The following is a 9015-nucleotide window of genomic DNA, read 5'->3' as shown; positions in this document are numbered from 1 at the left end:
GCGGGTGGGGGGGGGGGGGGCGGCGGGGGGGGGGGGGGGGGGCGGCCCCCGCGGCGGGGGGGGCCCCCCCCCCCCCCAACCCCCCCACCGCGCCCCCCGAAAAACCCCAACGACAGAAAACCGAAGATCAAGGAACATCAACCAAGTGCTGCTGACCCTCACCACGACCCACCGCCCCGCCACCGACCTCGGCCACCTCCTCGTCAAGCACCCGGACCGCGTGCAGAGCTTCGACCTGCCCGCCGGCACCGCGCACGTGTTCTACCCGGAGGCGGACGAGGCGCGGTGCACGGCGGCGCTGCTGGTCGAGGTGGACCCGCTGAAGCTGGGCGGGGGCCGAGGCCGCCGACAGTCGGCCGCGCCGGAGGGCTTCACCCTCGGGCAGTACGTCAACGACCGCCCGTACGCGGCGTCCAGCCTGCTCTCCTCGGCGCTGACCAAGGTGTTCCGCTCGGCGCTGCGCGGCGAGTCCCGGGACCGCCCCGAGCTGGCCGCCACCGGCATCCCGCTGACCGTACGGGTGCCGGTGCTGCGCTGCCGGGGCGGCGCCGAGCTGGCGGAACGCGTCTTCGCCCCGCTCGGCTGGACCGTGACGGCCATCCCGGTCCCGCTCGACGAGGCGTACCCGGAATGGGGTGACAGCCGCTACGTCGACCTGACGCTGACCGGGACGCTGCGGCTCGCCGACGCCCTCAACCACCTGTACGTGCTGCTGCCGGTGCTGGACGACGCCAAGCACTACTGGGTCGCCCCGGACGAGGTGGACAAGCTGCTGCGGGCCGGCTCCGGCTGGCTGGCCGGCCACCCGGAGCGGGGTCTGATCACCCGTCGTTACCTGGCGCACCGCCGAGCCCTGGCCGGCGCGGCGCTGGCCCGCCTGGCCGAGTTGCGCCTGGCCGACGAGCCGCCCGCCGACGACAGCGTCGACCCGGAGCAGCCCCCGGAGACGCCCCGGGCGTCGCTGGCGGTGCTCCGGCGCGAGGCGGTGCTCGCCGCGTTGCGCGACTGCGGCGCGAGCCGGGTGCTGGACCTGGGCTGCGGCGGTGGCGCGCTGCTCACCGCGCTGGCCGCCGACCGGCGGTTCACCGAGGTGGTGGGCGTCGACGTGGCCGACCGGTCGCTCGCCATGGCGGCCCGTCGGCTGCGACTGGACCGGCTGCCGGAGCGGCAGCGGGACCGGATCCGCCTGTGGCAGTCGGCGCTGACCTACCGGGACGACCGGCTGCGCGGCTACGACGCGGCGGTGCTGATGGAGGTGGTCGAGCACCTCGACCCGCCGCGACTGCCGGCGCTGGAGGACGCGGTGTTCGGCCACGCCCGGCCCGGCACGGTGGTGGTGACCACCCCGAACGTGGAGTACAACGTCCGCTACGAGGGGCTCGGGCCGGGGCGGTTCCGGCACGCCGACCACCGGTTCGAGTGGACCCGGGCCGAGTTCGCCGCCTGGGTGGCCCGGGTGGCGGCGGCGCACGGCTACACCGCCACCATCGACGGCGTCGGCGACACCGACCCGGAGCTGGGCGCGCCCACCCAGCTCGCGGTGCTGACCCGCAACGATCGGAAGGAGGAGACGACCCGATGACCGTCCTGGACATTCCCGAACTCGCGCTGGTGGCGTTGGTCGGCGTCTCCGGCGCCGGCAAGTCGACGTTCGCCCGCCGGCACTTCGCGCCCAGCCAGGTGCTCTCCTCGGACATGTTCCGTGGCCTCGTCGCCGACGACGAGAACGACCAGTCCGCGTCCGCCGACGCGTTCGACGCGCTGCACCACGTGGCCGGGATCCGGCTGCGGCGCGGACGGCTGACCGTGGTGGACGCGACGAACCTCCAGCCGCACGCCCGCGCCGGGCTGATCCGGGTGGCCCGGGAGCACGACGTGCTGCCGGTGGCGATCGTGCTGGACGTGCCGGAGGCGGTGGCCTGGGAGCGCACCGAGGCGCGCGCCGACCGGACCCACGGCCGCCCGGTGCTCACCCGGATGCGGCGTGACCTGCGGCAGTCGTACGGGCGGCTGGCCCGGGAGGGCTTCCGCAAGGTGCACGTGCTGCGCGGGGTCGACGAGATCGACGCCGCCGAGGTCCGCTACGAGAAGCTGTTCAACGACCGGCGGGAGCTGACCGGCCCGTTCGACATCGTCGGGGACGTGCACGGCTGCCGCGCCGAGTTGGAGACGCTGCTGTCCCGGCTCGGCTACGCGCTTCACCGCGACGACGCGGGTCGCCCGGTGGACGCGGCGCACCCGTCGGGGCGTACCGCGGTCTTCGTGGGTGACCTGGTGGACCGCGGCCCGGACTCGCCCGGCGTGCTCCGCCTGGTGATGGGCATGGTGGCGGCCGGGCACGCGATCTGCGTGCCGGGCAACCACGAGCAGAAGCTGCTGCGCAAGCTGCGCGGCCGGGACGTGCGGCTCACCCACGGCCTGGCCGAGACGATGGCGCAGCTCGCCGCCGAGCCGGCCGGGTTCGTGGCCGAGGCGGAGACGTTCATCGACGGCCTGGTCAGCCACTACGTGCTGGACGGCGGCCGGCTGGTGGTGGCGCACGCCGGTCTGAAGGAGGCCTACCACGGTCGGGCGTCCGGCCGGGTGCGGTCGTTCGCGCTCTACGGCGAGACCACCGGCGAGACCGACGAGTACGGCCTGCCGGTGCGCTACCCGTGGGCGCGCGACTACCGGGGCTCGGCGATGGTCGTCTACGGGCACACCCCGACGCCCGAGCCGGAGTGGGTCAACAACACCATCTGCCTGGACACCGGCTGCGTGTTCGGCGGGAAGCTGACCGCGCTGCGCTATCCGGAGAAGGAACTGGTCGCGGTCCCGGCGGAGCGGGAGTGGTACGCCCCGGCCCGCCCGCTGGTCCCGCCCACCCCGGCCCGGCCGGACACCGTGCTGGACGTGGCGGACGTGACCGGTCGGCGGCACCTGACCCACGCGTACGGGTCGCTGACCGTGCCGGCCGAGAACGCCGCCGCCGCGCTGGAGGTGATGAGCCGGTACGCGCTGGACCCGGGCCGGCTGGTCTGGCTGCCGCCGACCATGGCGCCCTGCTCGACGTCGACCGTCGACGGGTTCCTGGAGCACCCGGCGCAGGCGTTCGCCGACTACCGCGCGGCCGGCGTCGACCGGGTGGTGTGCGAGGAGAAGCACATGGGCTCGCGCGCCGTGGTGCTGGTGGAGCGGGAGCCGGGCCGGTTCGGCGGCGGGGCCGTGCACACGCGTACCGGTCGGCCGTTCTTCGGGTCCCCGCTCGACGAGGATCTGCTGGCCCGGGTGCGCGCGGCGGTCACCACCGCCGGCCTCTGGGCCGAGCTGGGCACCGACTGGCTGCTGCTCGACGCCGAGCTGCTGCCCTGGTCGGCGAAGGCGGGCGGGCTGATCCGCGAGCAGTACGCCGGGGTCGGCGCGGCCGGGCGGGCGGCGCTGCCGGCGGTGCTGGCCACGGTGGACGCCGCGGCCGGGCGCGGGCTGCCGGTGGACGGGTTGCGGGCCCGGATGGCCGAGCGGGCGGCCGAGGTGACCGCGTACTCGGCGGCGTACCGGGCGTACGTCGGGCCGACGGACGGGCTGCGCGGCGTGACGCTGGCGCCGTTCGCGGTGCTGGCCGGTGCCGGGGCGAGCTACGCCGACCGCGACCACGGCTGGCACCTGGCGCTGGCGGACCGGCTCCGCACGGCCGACCCGGAGTTCTTCACGCCGACCCGGCGGGTGGTGGTGGAGCTGGCCGACGAGGCGGCGGTGGCGGCCGCCACCGACTGGTGGCTGGCGCTGACCGGGGCCGGCGGCGAGGGCATGGTGGTCAAGCCGTACGCCGGCCTGGCCGCGCGCTCGCCGAAGGGTTCGTTGCTCCAGCCGGGGATCAAGTGCCGCGGCCGGGAGTACCTGCGGATCATCTACGGTCCCGGGTACACCGAGCCGGCGCAGCTCGCCGCGTTGCGCCGCCGGTCGCTGGGCCGCAAGCGCGGGCTGGCGCTGCGGGAGCACGGCCTGGGCCTGGCCGCCCTGGACGCGCTCGCCGAGGACGCCCCGCTGTGGCGTCGCCACGAGCTGGTCTTCGCGATCCTCGCCTGCGAGTCCGAACCCGTCGACCCACGCCTGTAACCCACCCCCTGCTGTTTCACGGAAAGTGGGCCCATCGGCGCGCGAATGGCCACTCTTTCCGTGAAACAGCAGGGGCGGGCCGGGGGTAGGGGGTGGGCGGGTACCCTTTGTGGCCGTGGACACAGCAGAGAAGACCCGGATGATCTCCGAGAACGTGGCGTTGAATCCGCTCGACCCGAAGGACCTCATCCACACCTTCGGGATGATCGGCGTCTGGGCGATCCTGTTCGCCGAGACCGGTCTGCTGGTCGGCTTCTTCTTCCCGGGTGACTCGCTGCTCTTCCTGGCCGGGGTGGCCGCCTCCCCGGTGGCCGACGCCATCTTCGGCAACGGCACCCGGCTCTCGCTGGCCGGGCTGATGATCGGCGGCCCGATCTGCGCCATCGCCGGCGCCCAGCTCGGGCACTGGCTCGGCGCGCGCTATGGCCGGCGCATGTTCGACAAGCCCAACTCCCGCCTGTTCAAGCGGGAGTACGTGGCGAAGGCGGAGTACTACTTCCAGAAGTTCGGCCCGGCCAAGGCCGTGGTGCTGGCCCGGTTCATCCCGATCGTGCGGACGTTCCTGAACCCGGTGGCCGGGGTGCTCGGCATGCCCGCCCGGCAGTTCTTCGTGTGGAACGTGGTCGGCGCGGTCCTCTGGGTGGACGGCATCCTGCTGATCGGCTACCTGCTGGCCCGCCAGATCTACGACGCCATCGGCGACAAGATCGACCGGTACATCCTGCCGGTGGTGGCGTTGATCATCCTGATCTCGGTGCTGCCGATCTTCTTCGAGTTCCTCCGCGACCGGAGGGCGCGCAAGCGCGGCGAGGCGGTCGCGGTGATCGCCGCGGCCACCGCGGCCGGCACCGTGGACGCCGTCCGGGACGCCGTCGACGGCGACGACCACCCGCACGGGCACGGCGGCCAGCACCGCCGCTGACCGGCACGGACGCACCGAAGGCCGGCCCCCGGGCGGGGGCCGGCCTTCGGTGGCGAACCTGTCGGGCAACGGGTCACACGGATGACGGCAGCCGTCACCGTGCGGTGGTGGCGCCACCCCTGGCACGCCACCGGTCACCCGCGCCGGGTGGAACACCCCGGCCGGGTTCGACGCGCGTGCCATCGCGCCGGGGCCTCGGCCGGCCGGCCCGTCATCGGACGGGCCGTGGTGTCAGCGAGCCTTCTTGGTGGCCCGCTTCCGCGGCGGGGTGAGCAGATCCGCGATCGTCGCGATCGCGGTCGGCACCAGCCGGTAGTACGCCCAGACCCCACGCTTCTCCCGCTCCAGCAAGCCGGCCTCGGTGAGGATACGCAGGTGGTGGCTGACCGTCGGCTGCGAGAGGCCGAGCGGCGCGGTGAGGTCACACACGCACGCCTCCCCCTCGGGAGCCGACTGGATCAGGCTGAGCAGCCGCAGCCGGGCGGGGTCGGCAAGGGCCTTGAGGACCCCCGCCAGCCGCTCGGCGTCGGCGCGTTCGATCGGCTCGCCGGCAAGCGGCGAGATCTGAGGCATGGTCATTTCAGCCAACGCAGTTCCCACGTATTCCATCCTTCCACCAGCAGCATCGATCCGCCTGCATATCAGCAGATCCGAATCGGCAAACTTTTAGGCCACAAGGCCGAGGTCAGCCAACGTATAGGCCGCCCGATAAGGCAATCCGGCGGCTCGCACCGCGTCGCCGGCGCCTCGATCAACAATAACCGCCACACCCACGACTTCCGCCCCCGCCTCACGCAACGCCTCGATGGCGGTCAACACACTTCCGCCCGTGGTCGAGGTGTCCTCCACCGCCAGCACCCGGCGCCCGGAGACATCCGGGCCCTCGATCCGACGCTGGAGGCCGTGTGCCTTGCCCGCCTTCCGGACCACGAAGGCGTCCAGCGGGCGGTCGGTGCCGGCCGAGGCGTGCAGCATCGCGACGGCCACCGGGTCGGCGCCCAGGGTCAGGCCGCCGACGGCGTCGTACGCCCAGTCCGCGGTGAGGTCGCGCATCACCCGGCCGATCAGCGGGGCAGCCTGGTGATGGAGCGTGACGCGACGCAGATCGACGTACCAGTCCGCCTCACGGCCCGACGAGAGCACCACCCGACCGTGGACCACAGCCAGGTCGATGATGAATTTACGCAGGTCGTCGTGGTCCCCCATGGCGATAGAGCGTACTTCCCGAGTCTGTACGCCGTCTGTGGGGTCCACCGCGGTCAACCTAGTGAGCGACCGATGGGTGGCGATGCCCGGCTACGCTGTGCGACCGTCCATCCCGGTCGGCCGGCGGATCGGATCGGCCGGCGGGAACGCGACCCGGTCACCCGCGAGCCCGGTCGACGGCCCCCCGGGTGTCCCGCGTGAAGCCGCGCAGCAGTCGTTTCGGCGCGTGCCGCAGCCCGGCCACGGCCAGCTTGTACTTCCAGTCCGGCACGCTCACCAACCTGCCTTTGCGCAGGTCACGCAGCCCTTCGTCGACGACGGAGTCGGCTCGCAGCCAGGCCCAGGCGGGCAGCCGCGACATGTCGATGCCGGTTCGCTCGTGAATGCCGGTGCGCGTGTAGCCGGGGCAGAGCGCCATCACGCGTACGCCGAGCGGGGCCACCGACTGCCCGATCGATTCACTGAAATTCGTCACCCACGCCTTGCTGGCGGAATACGTCGAACCCGGCATGGGCACCCCGAACGCCGCAACCGAAGAGACATTTATCACTGCCCCGTGACCTCGTTCGATCATCGGACCGAGCGCCGCGTGGGTGAGCCGGAGCACCGCCAGCACGTTGAGCCGCACCAACCGCGCCTCGTCCGGGACCGCCGACCGGACGAACGGGGTGTGCAAACTGATCCCGGCGTTGTTCACCAGCAGGTCCACCGGCGAGCCGGCGGTCAGCCGGCGCTCGACCACCGCACAACCGTCGTCGGTGGACAGATCGGCCGGGACCGGCTCCGCCGCGCCGCCGTGCCGGCCGGTCAGCTCGGCCGCCAGCGCGTCGAGCCGGGCGGCGTCCCGGGCCACCAGCACCAGGTCCCAGCCGTCGGCGGCGAGCCGGCGGGCGAACGCCTCGCCGATCCCCAGGCTGGCACCGGTGACGAGGGCCCGGCGACGGACGGGTGCGGCGGCGTCGGTCATGGACGATCCTCCGGAGGGGGCGGGCCGGACGGGGACGACGACGGCGGCGCGGACGACGACGGCGGCGCGGACGCAGGCGGCGGCGCGGACGCAGGCGGCGGCGCGGACGCAGGCGGCGGCGCGGACGCAGGCGGCGGCGCGGACGCAGGCGGCGGCGCGGACGCAGGCGGCGGCGCGGACGGCGACGACGACGGCGGCATCGAGGGCGTGGACGTGGGTGGCGTCGAGGGCCCGGTCGGTGCGGTCAGGCCGGGTGGCGGCCCCCAGGGCGTCGGCCCGGAGGCGGGCCCGCCGGACACGGTCGCACCGTAGCCGGTCGCCGGACCGGACCGCGCCGGGGCCGGACGGCGCAGGAAGGCATTGGCCGAGGGCGCCGCGAGCAGCGCGGCGACCACCAGGTAGCCGAGGATCTGGGCCGCCAACATCGCCGCGTTCACCGAGATCCACAGATCCGGGTACGCGTCACCGGCCAACCCCAGCAGCTCGGCGGTGACCCGGTCGTCGGCGCCGAGTCGCAGCGGGGCGGCCCGCTGCCCGACCAGCGTCGCGAACCCGCAGCAGCCGCAGAGCAGCCCCAGCCCGGCGACCACCCAGGTGGCCACCCGTGCACCGGGGCGGCCGGCGCGCAGCCCGAGCGCGAGCCCGACCAGCAGCAGCGCCGCCAGCACGCCGAGCACGGCGGCCAGCACTGTCGAGCCCCGCAGCAGGCCGGCCACCCGGTCGATGTCGTCGCCGCCCGCGTCGGTGCCCGCCGCGGCGGCCCGGAACCGGTCCACCGTGCCGCCGGCGATCACCAGGTTCGTCACCGCGTACGTCACGGCGCCGGCCGCCATCAGCAGCAGCACCGTCACCGCCGCGACGACCGCGCCCGGCCGGCGGGGCGCGGCCCGATCGGGGTACGACACGACAGGTCCCTCCGGTAGGCGTCGGCTTGCAACCTACTCGGAGGGACCGTCGGCGTCGCTGAAATCCTGCCGTCAACTTCCGGGTGGCGGCTCCGGGTCACGGCGCTCGCCCGGCTGAATGGTCGGCCCGGCCGGCGGCTGGCCACCGGGCGCGGCCGGCGGCGGCGTGGCCGGCGGCTGGCCGGGGGTCGACGGGTACGACGGGTACGCCGGGTCGCCCGACTGCCCCGGCGTCGACGGGTAACCGGGGTCGCCCGACTGGCCCGGGGCCGGCGGGTACGCCGGGTAGGCGCCGCCCGGCACCGGCGGCTCCCAGGCCGCCTTCGGCTTCCGGAAGAACTCGTTCGACTTCGGCAGCGCCAGCAGGATCAGCGCGCCCAGCAGCGCGAGCAGCGCGACGATGCCGAGCAGCGTGCTGACCGGGCCGAACCAGGACGGCAGCACGTCCTCCAGCCGGCGCTGCACCTCCTGCGTGCTGGGCAGGTCGCCGCTGGTGTTGCCGCCGCCCATCATGCCGCCGGAGACGCCGTTGAGCAGGCTGCCACCGGTGCAGCAGAACAGGATGCCGCCCACCACCCAGGTGGTGATGCGGGAGGCGTTCTTGCCCCGGTTGTTCAGCAGTGCGAGCACGACGAGACCGGCCGCCAGCAGCAGCGACAGGATCGACGTGCCGATGGTGAACGCGTACGCGATGTCGCCGGCCGACTCGGCCGAGGTGCCGGCGTACGCGTCCTTCAGCACGTCCCGGATCTTGCCGATGACGGACAGCGTCACGATCAGGTTCAGGACCTGGATGGCGGCGACGAGAATGAGCAGCCAACTGGAAAGCGTCACCACACTGGGACGCGCGCGGGGCGGGGTGCCCGGAGCATCGACCATGATTCTCCCTCCCTGGATGAGATCACCACCGTAGCGATCCC

Annotated in this window: 8 protein-coding genes; 3 read left to right on the top strand and 5 right to left on the bottom strand. The window is 74.0% G+C overall.

Annotation, left to right across the window (positions count from 1 at the left end; translation table 11 throughout):
* Positions 1-145 precede the first annotated feature (145 nt).
* The 3 genes from ACH495_RS01570 to ACH495_RS01560 all read left to right on the top strand — a co-directional run bounded on the left by ACH495_RS01570 (position 146) and on the right by ACH495_RS01560 (position 5017).
* Positions 146-1582, top strand: a complete 1437-nt coding sequence (locus ACH495_RS01570; protein ID WP_396855821.1) for a 3' terminal RNA ribose 2'-O-methyltransferase Hen1 — start codon at positions 146-148, stop codon at positions 1580-1582.
* The gene (locus tag ACH495_RS01565) at positions 1579-4095 is read left to right on the top strand and encodes a polynucleotide kinase-phosphatase (RefSeq protein WP_396855820.1); all 2517 of its coding nucleotides are present in this window, start codon (positions 1579-1581) and stop codon (positions 4093-4095) included. The genes ACH495_RS01570 and ACH495_RS01565 overlap by 4 nt, the downstream gene beginning before the upstream one ends.
* 139 nt (positions 4096-4234) lie before the next feature.
* Positions 4235-5017, top strand: coding sequence for a DedA family protein (locus tag ACH495_RS01560; RefSeq protein WP_396856493.1), 783 nt, complete (start codon positions 4235-4237; stop codon positions 5015-5017).
* 231 nt (positions 5018-5248) lie between these two features.
* On the opposite strand, the gene ACH495_RS01555 is transcribed toward ACH495_RS01560, so the two are convergent.
* The 5 genes from ACH495_RS01555 to ACH495_RS01535 all read right to left on the bottom strand — a co-directional run bounded on the left by ACH495_RS01555 (position 5249) and on the right by ACH495_RS01535 (position 8974).
* The gene (locus ACH495_RS01555; RefSeq protein WP_007073957.1) at positions 5249-5626 is read right to left on the bottom strand and encodes a helix-turn-helix transcriptional regulator; all 378 of its coding nucleotides are present in this window, start codon (positions 5624-5626) and stop codon (positions 5249-5251) included.
* Positions 5627-5683: 57 nt separating this feature from the next.
* Positions 5684-6223, bottom strand: a complete 540-nt coding sequence (pyrE, locus tag ACH495_RS01550; protein WP_396855819.1) for an orotate phosphoribosyltransferase — start codon at positions 6221-6223, stop codon at positions 5684-5686.
* A 157-nt stretch (positions 6224-6380) separates the two neighbouring features.
* The gene (locus ACH495_RS01545; RefSeq protein ID WP_396855818.1) at positions 6381-7190 is read right to left on the bottom strand and encodes an SDR family NAD(P)-dependent oxidoreductase; all 810 of its coding nucleotides are present in this window, start codon (positions 7188-7190) and stop codon (positions 6381-6383) included.
* Positions 7187-8095, bottom strand: coding sequence for a hypothetical protein (locus tag ACH495_RS01540; protein WP_396855817.1), 909 nt, complete (start codon positions 8093-8095; stop codon positions 7187-7189). The genes ACH495_RS01545 and ACH495_RS01540 overlap by 4 nt, the downstream gene beginning before the upstream one ends.
* 72 nt (positions 8096-8167) lie before the next feature.
* Entirely contained in the window at positions 8168-8974 is an 807-nt protein-coding gene (locus tag ACH495_RS01535; RefSeq protein WP_396855816.1) for a hypothetical protein, read from the bottom strand.
* Positions 8975-9015: the final 41 nt, after the last annotated feature.

Source organism: Micromonospora sp. NPDC018662, assembly GCF_044391475.1.
Classification (GTDB): domain Bacteria; phylum Actinomycetota; class Actinomycetes; order Mycobacteriales; family Micromonosporaceae; genus Micromonospora.
Note: the sequence above shows the minus strand (reverse complement) of the source record. Positions and strands in the feature narration are given on the sequence as shown.

Excerpts from the sequence above, each read along its gene's own strand:
- ACH495_RS01565 (WP_396855820.1), top strand. The coding sequence starts at position 1,579 with ATGACCGTCCTGGACATTCCCGAACTCGCGCTGGTGGCGTTGGTCGGC.
- ACH495_RS01560 (WP_396856493.1), top strand. The coding sequence starts at position 4,235 with ATGATCTCCGAGAACGTGGCGTTGAATCCGCTCGACCCGAAGGACCTC.
- ACH495_RS01555 (WP_007073957.1), bottom strand. The coding sequence starts at position 5,626 with ATGGAATACGTGGGAACTGCGTTGGCTGAAATGACCATGCCTCAGATC.
- pyrE (WP_396855819.1), bottom strand. The coding sequence starts at position 6,223 with ATGGGGGACCACGACGACCTGCGTAAATTCATCATCGACCTGGCTGTG.
- ACH495_RS01545 (WP_396855818.1), bottom strand. The coding sequence starts at position 7,190 with ATGACCGACGCCGCCGCACCCGTCCGTCGCCGGGCCCTCGTCACCGGT.
- ACH495_RS01535 (WP_396855816.1), bottom strand. The coding sequence starts at position 8,974 with ATGGTCGATGCTCCGGGCACCCCGCCCCGCGCGCGTCCCAGTGTGGTG.